The organism is Nocardia sp. NPDC051911, assembly GCF_040681035.1.
GTDB lineage: Bacteria > Actinomycetota > Actinomycetes > Mycobacteriales > Mycobacteriaceae > Nocardia > Nocardia sichangensis.
Window position 1 is genome coordinate 117,455 of the sequence record NZ_JBFAXY010000024.1, and the last position, 16,498, is coordinate 133,952.

The window sequence follows — 16,498 nt, forward strand, 5'->3', positions numbered from 1 at the left end:
CCGATGGACTGCCGTCGATGATGGCCTACCTGACCCGGGTGCTGAAGATGTCGACCGTCGGGCGCAGCTGGGAAGAGCTGGCAGCACAAGCACGTGACGAGAACTGGTCGCACGAAGAGTATTTGGCCGCGCTGCTGCAACGCCAGGTCGCCGACCGTGAGTCCAAGGGCACGATCATGCGGATCCGCACCGCGCACTTCCCCCAGGTCAAGACCCTTGAAGACTTCAACCTCGATCACCTGCCGTCGCTGCGCAGGGACGTGCTGGCGCACTTGGCGACAGGCACCTTCGTCCCGAAGGCCGAGAACGTGATCCTGCTCGGCCCGCCCGGGATCGGCAAAACGCACCTGGCGATCGGGTTGGGCGTCAAAGCCGCCCACGCGGGCTATTCGGTGCTGTTCGACACCGCCAGCAACTGGATCGCCCGTTTGACCACCGCCCACCACGCCGGCCGGTTGGACGCGGAGTTGAAGAAGATCCGCCGCTACAAACTGATCATCGTCGACGAGGTCGGCTACATCCCCTTCGACCAAGACGCGGCGAACCTGTTCTTCCAACTGGTCGCCTCCCGCTACGAGCAGGGCTCGATCATGGTCACCTCGAACCTGCCGTTCGGGCGCTGGGGCGAAACCTTCTCCGACGACGTCGTCGCCGCAGCCATGATCGACCGCCTCGTCCACCACGCCGAGGTCCTCACCCTCACCGGCGACTCCTACCGCACCCGCCAACGCCGCGCCCTGCTCGCCAAAGAGAACCGCGCCGCAACCGACTGAACACACCAAAACCGACCCCTACCAACTCGTCAAAATTGACCCCGGGGGTCAGAATCAAAAATTCGACTGAGGGTCAGCCTTCACGAGTTGTTGACAACCGACGGCCCGAGCACGAAACTGTGTCGCGCTCACTACGAGAGCTGGCGCCGTAGCGGGCGGATGGCGTTGCAGGAGTGGTTCGTCCACGTCGAACGGATCCGTCATCCCCATGTCCGTCTGGACGATCTGAGCGGGGCGCTGCGGCTGGAGGTCGGTTACGGGTTGCAACGTCGTCACGAGTTGGGACATCAGCACACCGCGCCGCGGGTGGTGACCAAAGCGCTCACCTGGATCCGCGCTGCCGGGGTGCGCAGTCTGCTGGATTGGGACGATGCGCGGTGGAAGGCGTTCTGCCGCCCGAAGCCCGCGAACTACGACACCTTGTCGCTGGCGTTCATCAAGGACACCCGATTCGAGTTGCGGGCGTTGCTGATCGAGGCGGATCCGTGGGCCGATCAATACCCTCGCCAACAATGGGACCTCAAACACCTCGGACTGAACACCGCCGACGTCCGGCGCCTGCGGTTCGGCGGCATCACTTTGGGCTGGCTCAACGAACTGGTTCGGCGCTGGTGCCGATGGCGACTGACTCGTGAGCTGAATCCCTCGACGGTCGCGATCAACCTGCGAGCCTGCCGACTGCTGTCGGAATACCTCGTCGACGCGGTCGGCGAGGGGGCGGCACCGGCGGAGTTGACCCGCGCTCGCCTCGAGGGGTGGCTGGCCTGGTTGCAGACCAAGGTCCCCGATCCGGTCACCCGGGGCGCGATGATCGCCTCGATCAGCGGGTTCCTCGCTGATGTCCACCGCCACGAGTGGCAGCTGGAGTTGCCGCGCAACGCGCTCATCCACGACGACATGCCCGAACGTTCCCATCCCAAGCCGCGCTTCATCGCCGAACACATCATGCGCCAGATCGAGTCCCCACGGTCTCTGGAGCAGTTCCCGTCGCCGGACGGCCGCCTGATCATCGAGATCCTCATCAACTGCGGACTGCGGCTCAAGGACGCGCGGACTCTGCCGTTCGAGTGCGTCGTGCGTGACGAGGACGCCAACCCCTACCTGGCCTGGCTCAACCGCAAGATGGCCGACCGGCCCGCGTTCTTCCCTCTCTCCGACGATCTGGCAGGCAAGATCGCTGCTCAGCAGCGGGCAGTGCTCGAACGGTTCCCGGACGGATCGCCGTGGTTGTTCCCCGCGATCCACAGCAACATCGACGGCAGCCGATACGCCAGTAGCACTCGACTACGCGACCAGCTGGATCGCTGGCTGCAACAATTGGCGCTCGTCGATGAACATCAGCGGCCGGTCCGGGTGACCTTCCATCAATTCCGACACACACTGGGCACCAGGCTGATCAACGCCGAGGTCCCCCAGCCGGTCGTCCAGGCGCTGCTGGATCACATGTCACCGGACATGACCGCGGTCTATGCCCGACTGCACAACGACACGCTGCGCGAGCACTGGCTCAAAGCCGTCAAAGTCGACGCCGACGGGCGCCCGGCGACGATCGCCGCCGATCATCCACTCGCCGAGGCGGCCTGGGCGAAGCTGAGCATAGTGCGCGCGAAAGTCACTCTGCCCAACGGCTATTGCGGCGCACCGGTCCAAACCGACTGCGAATACGCCAATCCGTGTCTGGACTGCCGGTTCTTTATCACCACCACCGACTTCCTCGATCAACACCGCCGCCAACGCCAGGACACCCACCGCATGATCAGCGACGCCGAGTCCGCGGGCCTGGCGAGGGTGGCGGAGAAGAACACCCGGACCCTGAACAAGCTCGACGCCATCATCGGCGCGCTCGAATCCGTCGAGACCGGCCAGATCCTGGCCGGAGGAAAGGTCCAAGACCTCGATGCCACCGGCTGACAACACCCGATACCTCCTGGAAGCGACCCAGCGCCGCCGCGAAGACGCCCGGCGCCGCGCCGAAGCCGCGATCACCTCGGCAGCCCGGCACAAAGACCGCGCGGCCACCGTCGCGGGCATCGCCAAGACCGCCGGTGTCTCACGATCGTGGCTCTACACCCAACCCGACCTCGTCGACGCGATAGACACCCTCCGCCAACGCGATACAGCCTCCAGTCACACGAACCGAGCGTCGGTGGAATCATTGCGGACGCGCCTGGAAGCAGCCGACAAACGCAACAAGCAACTACGCCAGCAGATCACCCAACTCACCGAACAACTCGAAGTCGCCTACGGCGAGATCCGCGCGCTACACAACGCGCACAGCCGCGCTGACCGTTGCCCTTCCAGCTGAGCGCGACGTCGTCGAGAGCGTCAGAACCCGGGTTCGTCGCCGTTGAAGCCTGCCCCCACACCAGCGAACCCGCCATCTCCGCGGGTAACGGCAGACCCCCACGGATCGTCGCTCCCAGCCGTGCTGGTGAATCCGCCGCCAGCAGCGGGCGCAGTGCCGCGACCGTTGCGATTGACCCGAGAAACTTTCGCCGTCGCATAGCGCAAGGACGGACCGATCTCGTCGATATCGAGTTCGACGACGGTGCGCTTCTCGCCCTCGCGGGTCTCATACGAACGCTGCTTCAATCGGCCACTCACTATGACACGTGAGCCCCTGGTCAGGCTCTCTGCTGCATTCTCCGCGGCCTCGCGCCAAACGTTGCAGCGCAAGAACAGGGCGTCGCCGTCTTTCCACTCGTTCGCATTCCGATCGAAAACCCGAGGTGTCGAGGCGACGGTGAAATTTGCTACTGCCGCTCCTGATGGCGTGAACCTCAACTCCGGGTCAGCGGTCAGGTTCCCGATGACAGTAATGACCGTTTCTCCAGCCATGACCAACTCCTTCTGCAAGACGCCAATGATTTGCTGACAGGGCTCTCTCCCGGATCGCCGAGATGTCGAACCCGCTCGACATAGACATGTCGACACCGAAAACGCGCTGCTACACAGCGATCCGGCCCATGGGATCTAAATAGTAACCGTTTCCGTGACGTTCTATGCCTCTGGGAGGTTTAATTTTCGGCGAGATTTCAGGATGGCGCCGTTTCCATATTAATTGGGTGTCAATGCGGACACAATTGCATGCCCTTGTGGAAGCCTTTCGGGCAGTGAGACGATGTGGTTAAATGTAACCTCCGGACAGGGATGGAGAAATGAATCGAGCCTCGGATGCCGGAAAGAAGAGCGGCAATAAGAAGAGTGATACAAAGAAGTCAAAGAAGGGGGAATGGCAACCTCTTATACGGAAGCCTGATACGATCCACCGCACGAAGGGCTTCATAAAAGATCTTGCAGACCGTATGCTGCATCGACGTCCAGAGAAGGAGCTCGGATAGGGAACGAATCCTATGGGCGAGAATGGCGTTGAGTGGGCGAAGTTCGTGCAGAGCGAGCTCGACCACGAGTATGCGCGTCGAAACGCTGCAGATGCACGCGCCGCCGCGACAGTGACTGGATCAACGGGGTTGGCGACAGTCGTTCTCGCAGTTATTGTCATATTGAAAGGTAAGGACTACGCCCCTTCTGGGGTGGCCGCAGTTGCGCTTATATTTGCACTGTTGTCACTTCTGTCCGCGGCTCTGTTGGGTGTGTGTGCTGGATGGTCTAGGCGAATTCGGGTTACCGAGATTGAGATGTTGAGGAAACTCTCAAAGAAAAAAAATTGGGAACGCAATGAGGAGTACAATCGAAGAGATATCGTCAGCTGGAATGCCGACACCATTGACTCCTTGCGATCTGGCACGTGCAAAAAGTATCGCCTTCTATTTTTTTCCGCCGTGGCGCAACTGTGTGCGGTAGTTGCTCTCGCAATTTTTTCCATCGTAGCCATGAGGTGAAAGTCGCGACGATCTGATGCTTTGCGAAACGTCGGTTTCCTGATGGCAGTGGCGATCGTCTATCCAGCTATGACCAACTCCTTCTACTAGTTGCCGATGATTTGCCGACAGCGACTCGACTCTAGGCAGTGGTGCATCTAACCCTCTCGACATGGACATGTCCACGCCGGAAACACACTGATAAACCGTGATTATGCGCGGTGAGATCTAGATAATCAGCGACTCCGCGGCGTTCTCGGCGGCCTCTCGCCAGAGGCTGCACCGCAGGAACAGCGCTTCACTGTCCTTCCACTGGTTGGAGTTGCGGTCGAAATATCGCGGGGTGGACGCGACGGTGAAATTCGCGACCGCGACACCCGCGGGCGTAAATCTCAGCTCGACGTCCGCCGTCAGATTCCCTATCACGGTGATGACGGTGTCTCCGGCCATAACAGTTCTCCTCGCAAGTCGATGATCAACAGGGACAGATGAATTCGCGTGGACCGAGGACCACGCGTGAACCAGCCCCGGCCCGCGCGGGTCAGCGCGCGGGTGGGCCACCGAGCTGGTGATGGCCGGTGTCGATACGCGGGTCGTCGCCGAGCGGGTGGCGGGGCTCGGGTTCGGCGGTCTCGTCGAGCGCGGCGAGGACGTCGGTGACCGAGTGCACGGGGCGGGCGTGGCCGTCGCCGATCAGTTGGTGACAGCCCCGCGAGGTGGCGGCGGAGCCGGGCACGGCCAGCACCGGGCGGTGCAGCCGCCGCGCCCACCGCGCGGTGGACAGGGTGCCCGAGCGCAGTCCGGCCGCGGGGATCACCAGTTGCCGGGACATCGCCACGACCAGGCGATTACGGGCCAGCAACCGCGAACGGTCGATCCCCTCACCGGGCGGGTATTCCGAGACGATCGCGCCGGTCTCGGCGACTGCGTCGAACCCCTCGGCGTGCGCGGTGGGATAGACGCGGTCGATCCCGGCCGCGGACACGATCGTGGTCGGCACGCCGTGGTCGAGCGCGGCCTGATGGGCCAGGACATCCACGCCATAGGCGCCACCACTGACCATGTGCACACCCCGCACTGCCAACGCGCCCGCGATCTCGCCGGTGATGCGGGCACCGCGCGGCGAGACCGCTCGCGTGCCGATGACACCAACGCGGGTCAGGACCGAGACCGCCTCGATGGTGCCGCGCACCCAGACCGCCACCGGCGCGTCCAGGTGCCGTCCGCCGGGAGAATCCAAGTCGTTGAATCCCAGTCCGGTCCAGGCGGGGTCGTCGCGGGTGAGCAACCACGCACCGACTCGCTCGGCCCGGTCGAGATCGCGAGCGGCGAGCTCGGCCACCGACCCCCGCGAACCGGGTCCGGCCGCAAGCGAGCCGATCTCCTCGGCGGCATCCTCGACGTCCGTTCCTGCCGATCGGGTGGCCGCGTGCGCGCGGGCGGCGTTGGTGGGGTCGAGTGCGGCGCGGGCCAGGATCGCCCACGCTCGCAGCCGCGTTCGGAGACCGTGGCGATTGTATGCATGACGTCCTCCTCGAAAGTGGTGGACTGAGCGGCGTGCCGAGGACAGGCCCGCTCACCGGATTCGGCTGTGGCGGGGCCTCATTCGGGTGGAATGGTGATGCCGGTGAGGGCGTGCAAGGCATGGCGCCAGTCGCTGAACCGGGCATGCAGGTGCTCGTCGGGGATCCGGTGCCCGCAGTCACCTCCGGCGTAGGCCCATCCGGCGGGATCGTGGGTGACCGCAGCCAGTACCAACTCGCCGCCCCAGAGCCGGACCTCGGTCGCATCGGTGTCGGCGGCAGGGTGGGCGGTGAGATCGTCGTCGCCGCGACAGAACTGGAGACGCAGGCCCGCACCGGCTGCGGCGACGGCGTCTACCGGCGATCGCGAGGCCGGGTCAACGGTCAACGGATTCGGGGTCCGATCGGGCATGCGGGTACTCCAGACTCGGGGTGGTCGAGGGGCAGCGGTGAAGGAGACGAACCGCCACGGGTGGGCGGACACTGGCCGGACTCGCCCGCTGCGTGGTATTCCGCGATGTCTAGATCTCAGGAGGGTCCGGTGTCACGGAGTTCGACGTAGGCGGCGTCCGGCTCCACGGTGATGACGAGCCAGGCGGCGGTGTCGGTGTCGGTGCCGCGCAGGAGGTCGATCAACGGCGTTGCGTCCTGGGCGAGGGGCGCGGTCAGCGGCAGGTATTCGACGAAGTCGTCGCCCAGCGGCGGGCCGTGATGCCAGTGGGTGCCGGGGCCGTGGCCGTGGGCGTAGACGACATGCATCTTGCTGTCCGGGTGATCGGTATCGGTGGGTGGTTGGTGGGGCAGGCCGTTGCTGACCAGGTAGATCCCGTCGTCTTTGACCCAGATCAGCGACGGCGACCCGACGGCGGATTCGTCGAAGGGCGGATGGGAGTGGCCGGCGGCGGCCATGGCGTGCTCGGCGAGGTCGAGTACGTCGGCGCGGCGGAACCACAAGTGGGCCGAGGTCATCGTGGTGAGGTGTCCTTCCCGGTGGAGCTGGTGGCCGGTGGTGCGGCGAATTGCTGGACCAGGTGCCGCCAGACGCGCGCGGCTGCGGGTGGCGGGGGGTGAGCGGGGTGAATAGTCGCGGGTCCAGTCCGCGGTAGTAGTCGCTGCCCTCGATTTCGTGGCGGTGGGCCAGTTCGACCCGAACCCGGCCGGTGTCGGTCCCGCGGGCGGCGCGGTAGAGCAGCTGGTGGGCGGTGGTCTCGCCGGTGACATCGGCGATCGCCGATGTCAACACCGTCTCCCAGCTCGTCGTGACCCAGGTCGCGACCGCGTCGACGGCCGGGGTGCGGTCGTGGTGGAGCAGACGGTGCCCCTCGGGCAGGTGCTCGCGCAGATACGTCAACGCGAAGGCGTCGATATCGGTGGCGGCGGGCACGGTGACCGCGACCGCCCGCGGTCCGGTGAGCCGATAGCGGGAGGGGAGTCGATCCTCGGGATCGACCCCGTCGAGCCAGTGCGTGCGGCCGCGGCCGAGCACGTATTCACCGCCGGGCGGGTCGTCGAAGGCGTCGATCAGTTCCGCGCGGCAGGCCGGGCTGCTCGCCTCGGCCAGGGTGGCGTCACGGAATTCGCGCCAGTCGTCCCATTCCCAGCCGTGACCGGCGTCGATCACCACCGACCGGCCCTCCACCGCGACGCCGTCGACATACACCGACACCCAGGTCTGCGAGGACGGGTCACGGAATCCCCACGACCTCCACGCTCGGATCCGGCACCGGTGGTCTCCTTCCAGGGCTGGCGGCGGTCATCGCCGCAGGTAACGGGGACGGCTGCGGGAGTAACGCAGGCCGTTGGCGATGGTGCGTTCGGCTTCGCCGGTGGTGAACCCTTCGACCCCGACGTGCACGGCGGCGGCGTCGGTGAGCACGGCGTGGGCGTGGTGTTCGCTGATCTCGTCGGCGGCCACCAGCCGTCCCAACACGAGCGCGGAGCGGAACAGGGTGTGGTTGCGCAGATGGACTCGCGCGGTGGCGACGCGGTGGGCTTCCCCGGCGAGGATGGCCGCGAGGTAGGCATCGGGATGGGTCGCGGCAGCAGGCAATCGCGACGCGGGTGCGGGTGGTGGCGGGGTGAGCACGACGGCGAGCTCGGCAGGTAGCTCGGTGACGGGATGATCGGCGGCGACAATGTAGTCACCGTGACGCGTCCGGGAGCCGGGCGCGATGACGTAGCCGCCGTGCCCACGGGTGTCGATCCCGTCCCCGAGACGGCCGACGCTGCACGGCAACCGCGGCGTCTCGGGAGCCTGGTAGTAGAGGTGCCAGCCGTGCGGGGTCGCCACCGTCCACGTCACCGGCACCGGCGCGGTCAAGCGGGTGGCGAGCCGGGTGAGAGCGTCAGCGAATCCGGTAGCGGGCGGGGTCATGTGGCGGGGGTCGAGGTCGATCACGCACAACCGGGCCGGGCCGGTCGCGATCGCGACGTTTCGGGCCGGATCCTCGTTCCACCACCGGTGGATGCGGGCCGGGTCGGTGGAGGCGTGCTCGGGCCAGCGTTTGAACACCGGCGGCTTCTTCGCGCCGGGCCGGATCGGGAACACCGGCCACCCGCGCGCCGCGATGTCGAGAGCCACCACCCGCAGATCCAGGCCCACCGCGTGCGGGTCCAGCGCCCGCGCCGTGGTGGTGCTCACCAGCGTGGCCCGACGTGGCGGGCGGTGCGGGCGATCCACACCGCGGTCGTGTGGAGGACCCGCATGCGCTCGCGCACCGCCTCAAGGGTGTCGAGGTGGTCGGGATCGGTGGGCAGGGGCGGGTAGTCGAGGTGGTCGGCGCGCAGGAGCAGATGCCAAGACAAGCTCATCTGATCGAAGACGCGCACGCTGTGACGGAAGCGGCCGTCGCCGTCGACGGTGACGGTGATGTCGGCGGGTTGGTGGTCGACCAGGCACAGGCTGCGAGCGCGATATCCGGTGTCGGTACGGGCCAGGGTATCGATGGTGGGTTCATCAGGGGTGCGCACAACTGACTCCTCGAAGCTTTGCCGCGAAGACGGCAAGCGGCCCTGGTGCGCCCGAAAGGGGGGTTCGGGCGCACCGGGAGCCGCGGGGCGTGGCGGTCAGGCCGCTGCGGGGAGGTCCTGCTCGTCGGCGTCGGCGGAGGCCGCGTCCGGGTCGGCGGGTTGACCGGTGGCGGTGGGGTTGTCGATGTCGATGTCGATGGCTTTGATCTCGCCGAGGGCGGCGAGTTCAACGGGGACGAGGGGGTAGCCGAGTTCGCGCAGGAAGCTCAGGTAGCGCCGGACCGCGGAGTCGGCGTAGCGCCACAGGTCCTTGTCGGCGCGGTGCTCGTAGCCCCCCAGCACCAACGCCAGCGCGACGACCTGGGCACGGGCGGGTTTGATGGTCTCAAGGGTGTCGAGCATGGCGTGGCGGGACCGGTAGCCCTCGATGCCCAGCAGCTTCAGCGCGGAGTCGAAGGCGTGATACTCGCTGATCAGCCCCGGGTCGGCCAGCATCGACCGGGTCAGGAACACCGCGGCCTGCGCGGGCGGAGTACGACGGGCCAGCAGCCGGGTCACGAACTCGATACGGGTCGCTTTGGCGGCCAACCCGAGCTTGTTGAGTTCACGCACCCGCCGCCGCGCGGCCCGTTCGATCTCCGCCGCCTGCGCCGCGGCCTCTGCGTCGGCTTCGGCGGCGGCCTGACGCTCGGCCGCGACCTGCTCGGCGTCGACCTGACCGAAACGGCTACCGCGCTCGCCGGAGTCCTCGCCCTCACCGGCATCACCGGTATCGGGGTCGTCCTCGGTGTCGGGTTCGGTGTCGACGCGTTCACGCAACCCGGTCGTTTCGAGGAGCTCGCGGGGCAGGAAGTACTCGGGCAGCAGCTGGTCGCGCTGTTCGACCTCGCGGGCGTGGCGCAGCCCCTCGGCGGGTGCGGCGTCGGGCTGGTCGCGGGTGTCCCAGTCCACGGTGTCGGGATCGACGAGATGGCCGGTGCCGACCTCGACCCATACCTGTTCCTGGTCGACGTCGATCCACACCAGCCACGCCCTGGGGTTCGCGGCGATGTCGGCAAACTCGATGGCGTTGCCGTCGGCGTCGACGAGCTCGGCCGCGCACAGCAACTCGGTGTCGGTGTGATCGAGGTCGGGGTAGTCGGTGAGGATCCCGAGCCCGGCCTGGGCGTAGGGCAGCGCGTTGGCGAGGTAGGCGCGTTGTTCGGTGCGGTCGGCGGCGATCCGGTTGGCCTCGAAGTCGAACAGACCGCTGCGGACGTTGAGCAGTCGGCGGACCGCGTCGTAGTCGCCGACGTTCTCGTATTCGGCGATGACCGCAGCGTGGGCCAGGTCGTACTGGTCGTCGTCGATCAGATTGCGTGCGGTGGGCGAGGTGCCGACCTTGCCGACGAGTTTGACCTCGTCGCGTTTGGTCTGCAACGCCTTGGCCACGCGGGTGACCGAGGCGCCGAGGTCGAGCATCTGCGCGATGCCGGCGGCGCGGTCGCTGTTGGTGAGCGGGATTCGGCGGTCGTTGAGGGTGATCTGTTCGGTGATGCGCTCGATCTCGGCCTCGCTGGTGTCCACGCTGGGGTCGAAATCGCGGATGTAGACCGGGACCTCGGGCAGCTCGCAGGCCAGCGCGGTCAGGGTACGGACCTGCCCGTCACGCACCACCAGGCGCCCGTCGGGCATCCGGATCACCAAGATCGGGTCCCGCACTCCGTGTTCGCGGATGGAGTCGGTGACGTCCGGGTGGTCCTCGAGCCGGAAGGTCTTGCGCACGTTCTCATCGATCTCGAGCACGGCGGGATCCACGGTCGGGCCCGTGCACAACCCGTCGAGGGAACCGGGTTCCCCGGCGCTGTCGGCGTCGGTCTCGCCGGTGTCCGAGCCGCCGGTATCGGTGTTGGCGGGATCGGAACCGGGTACCGGGTGGATGGCGAGGGCCTGCTCGTCGATGTCGGGGCCGGGGTCGGTGGTGGGCGTGTCGGTGTCGGTGGGCATCGAGATGGGCTCCTATCGTGAAAGAGGCAGGGACCGGCCAGCTTTGGACTGGCCGGTCCCTGCCTCTTGGGAGGGGACTTCGATGGATGGAGTTGGTGGTGGCGGCTACCCGCGGTCGGGTTCTGCGGGGTGCGGGGGTGCGCCGTCGATGACGATGTCGAGGTCGTCGCGGGCAATCGCGATCTCCGCGTCGATGCCGCCGTGTTTGTGGAGTACTTCCCGGTAGCAGGCTCGGCACACGACCCCGGAGATCGAATCGCTGCTGCCTTTACCGCTGGCGTGACAGCAGGGGGTCAGCACCGTCGTGTGGTCGGTGCCGAACCTGATGACGATGCAGCCTTCGGCGTCAAGGCCCAGGATGTCCTCGACGGCGTCGAAGCTCGCGGGCAGGACCAGTTTTCGCTTCTTTTTCGTCACGGGCGCAGATGTTCCTTCCGGAAGTGACAGGGCAGGGCACGGGGGCACCGGTGGTGGCGCTCGCTTGGGGTCGTGGGTTACTTCTTGGTGCGGGGGGCGACGTTGATAGGGCGCAGGTGCCGGGCACTGTGCGGGGCTTCGGGGTCGGTGTAGCCCCAGTGCTTGGCTTTCCAGTCCGGGAACTGCTCGCGCCATCGGGCCACGGTCTCGTCGGCGAGCGCGGTGACCGCGCCGGCGGCACCGAAGTGCTCGGCGGTGTCGAACTCGGCGCGGGTCAGAACGGTGGTCTCGGCCATGAGGCACAACTCCTTCGACAGGGGCGGGGACAGGGAGGGGAGGGATCGAGTGACCGCGGATGCGTCCGGCGGGTTCAGACGAGGGTCATCGCGGTGAGGGCCAGGTCGTCGAGGTCGTCGGCGCGGTCGGGGTCGGGGATGGTCTGGGAGTAGCTGGTGACCGCGTTGGCGATCCCGGCCGCGGTCAGCTGTCCCCCGGCGATGAAGTGCGACAGGATCCCCGAGCGTTCGTCCTCGGTGAATCCGAGCTTCTTGCTCATGACCTCGAGGGTGCGTTCGGGCTGGGTAACCGGTGTCCCGGCGTGGCGCTCGAGTTCACCGATGCGGGCGGTGAGGAACTCCGGCGACATCCATTCCGAGACCTTGTCGCGGGTTTCGGCGGTGATGACCGCGAGACGTTTGCGCTGGGTGTCCTGCGACCAGCTGCGGGTGCCACCGATCTCGAGGCGGTCCCCGACGTGGCGTTTGGTGAACGCGAACAACGGCAACGTCAAGCCGTTGCCGCAGATTTCCACCACCAGTTCCGGTTTCAACGTGACCGCGTGGTGGCCGATCTCGGAATTGGAGAACCGCAACCCCGCGAACACCACCGGCTCGCTACCGGGCCGGTAGCCGCGGCCTTCCCGTGCGGCCAGGCGGCGACCGGTCTCGATCTGCCCGGCCACGCGCCGGCGCTCGGCCTCGAGCTCGGGATTGGCGAACGGAGTCCGATAGTTCTCCAAGAACGTCGGGGCGAGCGCGCGGATCTTCGGCGAGTACACCTTGCAGTGCATCGAGGACTCCGACAGGTCACACGAGCGCACCGTGACATCGGTATCGGCCAGGCGGATGCCGTCGAGGACGGCGGTCAGCACATCGAGGTTGTCGATGATCCCGTACCGGTCCGAGAGCACCGCCCGCAACACCCCCGGCTCATCCGGCTTGCCGGAGGTGAACAACCGCAGCAGGAACGAGCGCTCGTCCGGCCCGCCGGGCAGGCGCGGGTCCTGTGGTCCGTGGAGCAGGCCGTTGATGTTGGCGTCGTAGAGATCGGTGCGCTGGATCTCGCGCAGCGACTTGAGGTATCCGGCGGGGATCTTCAACTTCGACCCCAGGTGTGAGTCGGCCGCGCCGGTCGGGCGGTACAGGCCGTCGACGGGGGTGACACCGCGGTCATCGAGTACCGGCTCGACCCCGGCCAGCTCGATCAATCCGTCGCAGGCGCGCAGAGCCGACGCGGGGGCCAGGACGTCGAGTTTGGCGGCCTGCTGATCGTTGAGCAGGGCGACGAGGTCGCCCAGCTCGGCGTGACGCACAGTCGAAGCGATCGACATTTCAGTGATTCCCTTCTCGGACAGATGGATACGACACGCGACACCCACCGGGATGACGGGTGTCGCGTGTGCAGGGTTGGGAGCGTGGGGACCGGTCGGCGCGGGGCCGTTGGGCGTGCTCAGGCGTGCTGGGAGCCCGAAGGGCTCAGGAGGCAGGGTCGAGCCTGTCGTCGTCGGCTGCGGCGTAGGCGAGGTTGTCGATGTGCTGGATGAGTTGTTCGACGGCGTCGAGTTGGTCGCTGGTGAGCGCGGGGATCGCCACGATCGCGGTGGTGCTGAAGCAACCCCCGTCGGGTCCGGCGCAGTCCAGGCGTCCGGCTTCGGCTTCGGCTGCGGTGTCGAAGGAGTGGAGGTAGTACTCGTTGCTCGCGCCGCCCTGTTGGATATAGGCGAAGGACTTCTCCGCCGCCGCGGCGCCGTCGAGCCACGCCGACAGGCGCCGGATCGGGTGGAGAATGTGATGGGCTCGGGCCTGCGGGTCGCATTCGGCGTAGTCGCGTTCTTCGCCGATCTGTGCGTAGGCCAGTACGGCACGCAGGTCGGACAACACCGCAGGGGTGAGAGCCAGGTCGGTGTCGGTCACTGTCGAATCTCCTCGGGGCTGCGATGCGGTGGGCAGCGGTCGCGCGGTGGTCAGCTCTGCTGGCGCAGGGTCTGCACGAGCGCCCAGGAGGCGTCGGCCTCGGCGCGCGCGGCGGCCAGACGCTGATAGCCGCGCTGCTGGAGAACATCAATGGCTGCCAGCGCGGTGGCGGCGTCCTGGCGGCGCTGGTCGGCGCAGTGGTGGCGGTGCCGTGCCGCGCGGTCGTCGGTGAGGAACTCGGCGGTGATCTCGATGACCGTGTCGGCCACGAGTTCACGCAGGTCGGGGTCGGCGGTGGTGAGTGGGTGGCCGAGATCGAGGTGCAGGCGGCCGGGCTCACCCAGGCACACCGCCGCCGCGGCGCCGCGTCCGGGCTCGCCGGGAACGAACCGTGCCAGCACCCGCGGGTTGCCCAGCGCTTCACCGTGGGAGCGCAGACCGAAGAACCGCACGATCACCATCGACCGGCGTTCGGGTATCCCGTCGACCAGCACCGGATGTTCGCCCATGTCGGTGAACACCTGCCCGGTCAGGGGTGCCTCATCGGTGGCGAACAGGGTGTAGGAGGCCCCGTAGTCGGTGGTGTTGGTGTTGGTGCTGAGGCTGAAACCTGGTGTGGGCATGATGAATCCAGACTCCTGTCCGAACGGCGAGTAAGAATGGGCGGGCGTGGTCAGCTGGCACGGGCGGGGCGATCCCACGGCGCGGCCAGCGCAACGGCACCGCCGGCGCGGGCGCGGCGGCGACGCGCGAGGGCGGTGCCGGAGAACTCGGTGAGCACGATCTCGGTGCGGACCGGACGCTGATGCCAGTACGGGTCGTGGAAGGCGGTGTCGACACTGCACCCCGGCTCCAAAGCGATGCCGGTGCTGGAGGAAAAACGCTTGTATTCGGCGTCACCCTGCCCGTCGAGCATCCCCTGGCCTCCGCTGTAGTGGAAAGGCGCCGACGTTTGCGGCACCAGAAAAACGCCGTGGCGGGCCAGGTGCGAGGCCAAGGCGATCACGTGGTACTCGAAGCGCGGTCCGCGGTAGCCGGGAGCGTTGCCGCTACGGGTATGGTTGCCGAAGGGCGGGTTGGCGATCGCGGTGTCGAACAACCGCCACCGCTGCCGCCCGATGCCGAACACGTCGGCGCACACCCATGTGGCTTCCGGGACCAGCTTCATTCCGACCGCCACGAACTCGGGATTGGCTTCGACGCACACCAATTCCCGCGCGGGCAGCCCGTTGGACTGCTCGCGCAGGTTGCGGCAGGCGAAGGCGAGCGCACCGATCCCGGCGCACAGGTCGATCACCCGGTTGCCGACCACATCCAGGGACATGCAGTCGGCCAGATCTTGCGGGGTGAAGAACGCGCCCCCGAGCGGATGGCCATGGCTTGCCGATTCCTGGAAGTGGGTGAGAACGAAGCGTTTCTCCTCCTCGTCCAGGTCCCGGCGCAGACCGGCCAACCCGAGGGCTTCGCGATGCGCGGTGGCCTCGGCACGAGTGAGTCTGCCCATGACAGCATCAACCTCCGAACACAGGAAAGACGCCGCACCCCAGGCAGGGGTTCGGCGAAAGGGATGGATGTAGAAACGGATCCGCCCCCGGGCCGCGCCGGGGCGCTGGTGCGGCCGTGGCGTTCCGGGATGGCGTCGGCGGGTTTCAGGATCGTGGGGTGTGTGGCGCGGATTGCTCTGGTGCGCGCAGGATCTCGAATTCACGCAGTGCCCACCCTGGGGCGGCGCGCATCAGGGGACTATCGGTCACGGTCCCGGAGTCGGTGATCTCGGCGCGCCGCCAGAGGGTCGGGGAGCACACGACGACCTGCCGTACGGCACCGATGCCGTGGCCGTAGGTATAGGTGCGGTCCAACCGGATGACCGCGCCGACCGCGTCGCGGGCGCGGCGTCTGGCGTCAGCGAGGGCGCGGTGGTGGCGGATCGCTTCGGCGCGCCACCGGCAGGCGTCGGGGTGCTCAGTGGGTGTGAGCGCATCCAGGACCCGGCGGGTGACGCCCTGGTGATCGACGGGTCCCTCGGTCTCGTGCAGGTGCTTGACGACGACCTCGGACACACCGCCGCGGTGGTGGCGCAGGTAGAGCAGCACGTGCGCCGACACTGTCACCGGTGTAGTGGTGGCGTCGGCGATCGCGGCGTAGAGGGCATAGGACCAGCCGCCGTGGCGGCCGGTGCCGAGTGCGGTGCGGCAGTGGGCCACGATGCGGTGTCCATCTCGCAGGTGTTCGCGCAGGTTGTCCAGGACGAAGCGGTGGGTGTCGGCCGACGCCGGCACCTGGAACCCGATCGAACCCATGCTGGTCTCCTCGACAGCGGGCGCCACACGGGCGCGGGATTGGTCAGCTGTTGTCTGTGATGAACTCGATGTGTGGCCCGTTCTGATCGGCGTGGCCGCAGCTGGTGACCGGGGGATCGTCGCTGCCGGAACCGTTGAGGGCTGCCCGCATTCCGCGGACCCGGCCAGGACCGAGGTTGTGGGCGATGCGCATCCCGGGCGACTCCAGTGAGGCCGGGGTGGGTGCGGACCGGTCACTGGGCAGCGACTCGAGCCAGCTCAGGACTCCCCGCAGATCGGTGGGAGTGACGACGGTGATGCCCTCGATCCGGTCGAGGTGGGTGGTGTCCTCGGGTCTGGCGATGACGACGTAGCGGAATTCTGCGCGCGTCGCCGCCGCGAGGACGGTGGTGAGCGCCTGCGGTGATGGGACTACTAGAAATTGGCTCTGTCCCACTTTCGATGATGGGCGGGTGTCGATTGTGTTGGGGTGCTGGGTATTCCGGTAGAACTGCGGAATGTGGTTGCTGATGGTGC

At 67.1% G+C, this 16,498-nt stretch carries 20 protein-coding genes and 1 pseudogene; 5 read left to right on the plus strand and 16 right to left on the minus strand.

The features are described 5' to 3' along the window. Window positions 1-17: 17 nt before the first annotated feature. From istB to AB0L97_RS26705, 3 genes are all read left to right on the plus strand, one after another. Window positions 18-773 (plus strand): IS21-like element helper ATPase IstB, encoded by a 756-nt coding sequence (istB, locus tag AB0L97_RS26695; RefSeq protein WP_364434526.1) that lies wholly within the window; start codon window positions 18-20, stop codon window positions 771-773. 87 nt (window positions 774-860) lie between these two features. Next, window positions 861-2,684, plus strand: coding sequence for a tyrosine-type recombinase/integrase (locus AB0L97_RS26700; protein ID WP_364434464.1), 1,824 nt, complete (start codon window positions 861-863; stop codon window positions 2,682-2,684). Next, window positions 2,671-3,078 (plus strand): DUF6262 family protein, encoded by a 408-nt coding sequence (locus tag AB0L97_RS26705; RefSeq protein WP_364434468.1) that lies wholly within the window; start codon window positions 2,671-2,673, stop codon window positions 3,076-3,078. The genes AB0L97_RS26700 and AB0L97_RS26705 overlap by 14 nt, the downstream gene beginning before the upstream one ends. 20 nt (window positions 3,079-3,098) lie before the next feature. Here the strand turns inward: AB0L97_RS26705 and AB0L97_RS26710 are convergent, their stop codons facing one another. Continuing rightward, the gene (locus AB0L97_RS26710; protein ID WP_364434471.1) at window positions 3,099-3,611 is read right to left on the minus strand and encodes a single-stranded DNA-binding protein; all 513 of its coding nucleotides are present in this window, start codon (window positions 3,609-3,611) and stop codon (window positions 3,099-3,101) included. 515 nt (window positions 3,612-4,126) lie between these two features. Between AB0L97_RS26710 and AB0L97_RS26715 the strand changes: the two genes are divergently transcribed. Next, the gene (locus tag AB0L97_RS26715; protein ID WP_364434474.1) at window positions 4,127-4,615 is read left to right on the plus strand and encodes a hypothetical protein; all 489 of its coding nucleotides are present in this window, start codon (window positions 4,127-4,129) and stop codon (window positions 4,613-4,615) included. Window positions 4,616-4,831: 216 nt separating this feature from the next. Here the strand turns inward: AB0L97_RS26715 and ssb are convergent. The 4 genes and pseudogenes from ssb to AB0L97_RS26735 all read right to left on the minus strand — a co-directional run. Then, window positions 4,832-5,044 (minus strand): annotated as a pseudogene (gene ssb / locus AB0L97_RS26720) (single-stranded DNA-binding protein); the annotation flags it as partial. Window positions 5,045-5,135: 91 nt separating this feature from the next. Next, window positions 5,136-5,936, minus strand: coding sequence for a DNA-processing protein DprA (locus AB0L97_RS26725; RefSeq protein ID WP_364434477.1), 801 nt, complete (start codon window positions 5,934-5,936; stop codon window positions 5,136-5,138). A gap of 260 nt (window positions 5,937-6,196) precedes the next feature. Continuing rightward, window positions 6,197-6,529, minus strand: coding sequence for a hypothetical protein (locus AB0L97_RS26730; RefSeq protein WP_364434480.1), 333 nt, complete (start codon window positions 6,527-6,529; stop codon window positions 6,197-6,199). Window positions 6,530-6,645: 116 nt separating this feature from the next. Further along, complete coding sequence (locus AB0L97_RS26735; protein WP_364434483.1) at window positions 6,646-7,086, minus strand: hypothetical protein; 441 nt, start codon at window positions 7,084-7,086, stop codon at window positions 6,646-6,648. A 245-nt stretch (window positions 7,087-7,331) separates the two neighbouring features. On the opposite strand from AB0L97_RS26735, the gene AB0L97_RS26740 reads away from it, so the two are divergent. Then, window positions 7,332-7,538, plus strand: a complete 207-nt coding sequence (locus AB0L97_RS26740) for a hypothetical protein (RefSeq protein ID WP_364434486.1) — start codon at window positions 7,332-7,334, stop codon at window positions 7,536-7,538. Window positions 7,539-7,870: 332 nt separating this feature from the next. On the opposite strand, the gene AB0L97_RS26745 is transcribed toward AB0L97_RS26740, so the two are convergent. From AB0L97_RS26745 to AB0L97_RS26795, 11 genes are all read right to left on the minus strand, one after another. After that, window positions 7,871-8,758, minus strand: a complete 888-nt coding sequence (locus tag AB0L97_RS26745; RefSeq protein ID WP_051047301.1) for a bifunctional DNA primase/polymerase — start codon at window positions 8,756-8,758, stop codon at window positions 7,871-7,873. Next, window positions 8,755-9,087: a hypothetical protein gene (locus tag AB0L97_RS26750; protein ID WP_043736954.1), complete on the minus strand. Its 333-nt coding sequence runs from the start codon at window positions 9,085-9,087 to the stop codon at window positions 8,755-8,757. Before AB0L97_RS26750 ends, AB0L97_RS26745 begins: the two co-directional genes overlap by 4 nt. Before the next feature lie 96 nt (window positions 9,088-9,183). Further along, on the minus strand, window positions 9,184-11,073 hold the full coding sequence (locus AB0L97_RS26755) for a ParB N-terminal domain-containing protein (RefSeq protein WP_364434490.1): 1,890 nt from the start codon (window positions 11,071-11,073) through the stop codon (window positions 9,184-9,186). A gap of 105 nt (window positions 11,074-11,178) precedes the next feature. Then, window positions 11,179-11,490: a hypothetical protein gene (locus AB0L97_RS26760; RefSeq protein WP_364434492.1), complete on the minus strand. Its 312-nt coding sequence runs from the start codon at window positions 11,488-11,490 to the stop codon at window positions 11,179-11,181. Window positions 11,491-11,567: 77 nt separating this feature from the next. After that, on the minus strand, window positions 11,568-11,786 hold the full coding sequence (locus AB0L97_RS26765) for a hypothetical protein (protein ID WP_364434494.1): 219 nt from the start codon (window positions 11,784-11,786) through the stop codon (window positions 11,568-11,570). 74 nt (window positions 11,787-11,860) lie between these two features. After that, entirely contained in the window at window positions 11,861-13,099 is a 1,239-nt protein-coding gene (locus tag AB0L97_RS26770; RefSeq protein WP_043736945.1) for a hypothetical protein, read from the minus strand. Window positions 13,100-13,244: 145 nt separating this feature from the next. After that, a complete protein-coding gene (locus AB0L97_RS26775) occupies window positions 13,245-13,682 on the minus strand; it encodes a hypothetical protein (RefSeq protein ID WP_364434498.1) in 438 nt (145 codons plus the stop codon). Window positions 13,683-13,732: 50 nt separating this feature from the next. Continuing rightward, window positions 13,733-14,305 carry a hypothetical protein gene (locus AB0L97_RS26780; protein ID WP_043736941.1) on the minus strand — a complete coding sequence of 191 codons (573 nt, stop codon included), beginning with the start codon at window positions 14,303-14,305 and terminating at the stop codon, window positions 13,733-13,735. Between the two features lie 50 nt (window positions 14,306-14,355). Further along, window positions 14,356-15,186 (minus strand): methyltransferase, encoded by an 831-nt coding sequence (locus AB0L97_RS26785; RefSeq protein WP_364434503.1) that lies wholly within the window; start codon window positions 15,184-15,186, stop codon window positions 14,356-14,358. A gap of 145 nt (window positions 15,187-15,331) precedes the next feature. After that, complete coding sequence (locus tag AB0L97_RS26790) at window positions 15,332-15,982, minus strand: hypothetical protein (RefSeq protein WP_364434506.1); 651 nt, start codon at window positions 15,980-15,982, stop codon at window positions 15,332-15,334. A 43-nt stretch (window positions 15,983-16,025) separates the two neighbouring features. After that, on the minus strand, window positions 16,026-16,498 hold a 473-nt coding region (locus AB0L97_RS26795; RefSeq protein WP_364434509.1), incomplete at its 5' end, for a hypothetical protein.

Coding starts and splice junctions, on each gene's coding strand:
- istB (WP_364434526.1), top strand. CDS start 18: ATGATGGCCTACCTGACCCGGGTGCTGAAGATGTCGACCGTCGGGCGC.
- AB0L97_RS26705 (WP_364434468.1), top strand. CDS start 2,671: ATGCCACCGGCTGACAACACCCGATACCTCCTGGAAGCGACCCAGCGC.
- AB0L97_RS26710 (WP_364434471.1), bottom strand. CDS start 3,611: ATGGCTGGAGAAACGGTCATTACTGTCATCGGGAACCTGACCGCTGAC.
- AB0L97_RS26715 (WP_364434474.1), top strand. CDS start 4,127: ATGGGCGAGAATGGCGTTGAGTGGGCGAAGTTCGTGCAGAGCGAGCTC.
- AB0L97_RS26730 (WP_364434480.1), bottom strand. CDS start 6,529: ATGCCCGATCGGACCCCGAATCCGTTGACCGTTGACCCGGCCTCGCGA.
- AB0L97_RS26735 (WP_364434483.1), bottom strand. CDS start 7,086: ATGACCTCGGCCCACTTGTGGTTCCGCCGCGCCGACGTACTCGACCTC.
- AB0L97_RS26755 (WP_364434490.1), bottom strand. CDS start 11,073: ATGCCCACCGACACCGACACGCCCACCACCGACCCCGGCCCCGACATC.
- AB0L97_RS26765 (WP_364434494.1), bottom strand. CDS start 11,786: ATGGCCGAGACCACCGTTCTGACCCGCGCCGAGTTCGACACCGCCGAG.
- AB0L97_RS26770 (WP_043736945.1), bottom strand. CDS start 13,099: ATGTCGATCGCTTCGACTGTGCGTCACGCCGAGCTGGGCGACCTCGTC.
- AB0L97_RS26780 (WP_043736941.1), bottom strand. CDS start 14,305: ATGCCCACACCAGGTTTCAGCCTCAGCACCAACACCAACACCACCGAC.
- AB0L97_RS26785 (WP_364434503.1), bottom strand. CDS start 15,186: ATGGGCAGACTCACTCGTGCCGAGGCCACCGCGCATCGCGAAGCCCTC.
- AB0L97_RS26790 (WP_364434506.1), bottom strand. CDS start 15,982: ATGGGTTCGATCGGGTTCCAGGTGCCGGCGTCGGCCGACACCCACCGC.